The organism is Parabacteroides sp. AM58-2XD (assembly GCF_003463685.1).
Lineage (GTDB): Bacteria > Bacteroidota > Bacteroidia > Bacteroidales > Tannerellaceae > Parabacteroides > Parabacteroides segnis.
The window spans coordinates 1-1,260 of sequence record NZ_QSDP01000235.1 but is presented as its reverse complement, the minus strand read 5'-3'; the positions used below and the strand labels follow the sequence as shown (position 1 = coordinate 1,260).

General features: G+C 36.1%; 1 protein-coding gene. It reads right to left on the bottom strand.

Translation table 11 applies throughout. From position 1 onward, the window contains the following. Positions 1–15 precede the first annotated feature (15 nt). Entirely contained in the window at positions 16–1,026 is a 1,011-nt protein-coding gene (locus tag DXA15_RS25035; RefSeq protein ID WP_128135843.1) for an IS110 family transposase, read from the bottom strand. Between the last annotated feature and the right edge of the window lie 234 nt (positions 1,027–1,260).

Below are 1,260 nucleotides of genomic sequence, written 5' to 3'. Positions count from 1 at the left end.
CATATTCTTATGTTTTTAGCAAAAATTTTCCGATAAAATAGGAGAATAAAATTCATCCCTTTTGATAACGGCGAACATTCTCGCCACAAGTTTTGCCCGTAAAGCATTGATAATGGTCATTTTGTTCTTTCCTTCATCAACTTTACGTTCATAATACGCTTTAAGCTCACCACTTTTCCTATGTGTTATTGCCACAGCAGACATGTGTAGCAACGTTTTAATATACTTACAGGCTCTCTGCGAGACTCTGTTTTTGGAGTGCTGGCTACTTCCAGAAGTATAAGCAAACGGTGCCACACCTGCATAACAGCAGAACTGCCTGGGATTATCGAAGCGTGTAAAGGCTTCTGTTGCAATTATCATATTCATGGCAACTACACGACCGATTCCATCAATGGATGTCAAAAGATCCATCTGTCGGCTTAGTATCTTAGTTGATTCTATAATTCTGTTCATTTCATCTTCTATTGCTTTTAGTACCTGTTCCAGGGATTTGATTAACATTTTCAACCTACTGGATTTATCTTTGTATAATGCTTTAGGCATAAAGTCTTTCTGATCGGTCAACTGAGCTTTATATTTTGATAAGTCTACCAGATAGAGAGTCCGTTCTGCCTCCAATTGATTTAAACGAGTCAGTTCTTCAGAGGGACGTTTATAACAAACTGCCTGATCACAAAATCGGGAAGCATATATGGCGATACGTTTTGCATCCACCTTATCGTTTTTACCACGAGTCAGACCTGAGCAATACTTTATCTGGGTTGGATTTTCCAGCCATAACTTACAATCTATTGATTTACAAACACAAATCAAAGGATAAGTATATTGTCCCGTATGTTCAGCACAGATTATAAAATCTCCATTTGTCATATTTAAATCCCGCTTTAATTCGTTGATCAGCTTTAATATAGCTTGCTGATGATTTGTCACTTGTTCCTCTGTTACCACTTTAGAACCACACATTACGCAGATATCCAACTTCTTTTTTGAGACATCTACACCGATAAAATAAAAGTTTTCCATATTTTTGTATTGGGCAAAAAAGAGAGAAAGGAACTTGAACTTAGCCTAAAAACCTTAACAACTAAGGTGTTATATTCTTATATAGGTCTGGGTTCAGGGTAGACAGAGAGTCCTAATATGAACATGAATCTTATTCCATTTTTTTACTGGTTCACTCTTTGTCTTCCTTTCTTTCAATGGTTTGACATATTACAAATCTATCTTTTTTATCTTATCGAAATTCTATCTGCCAAA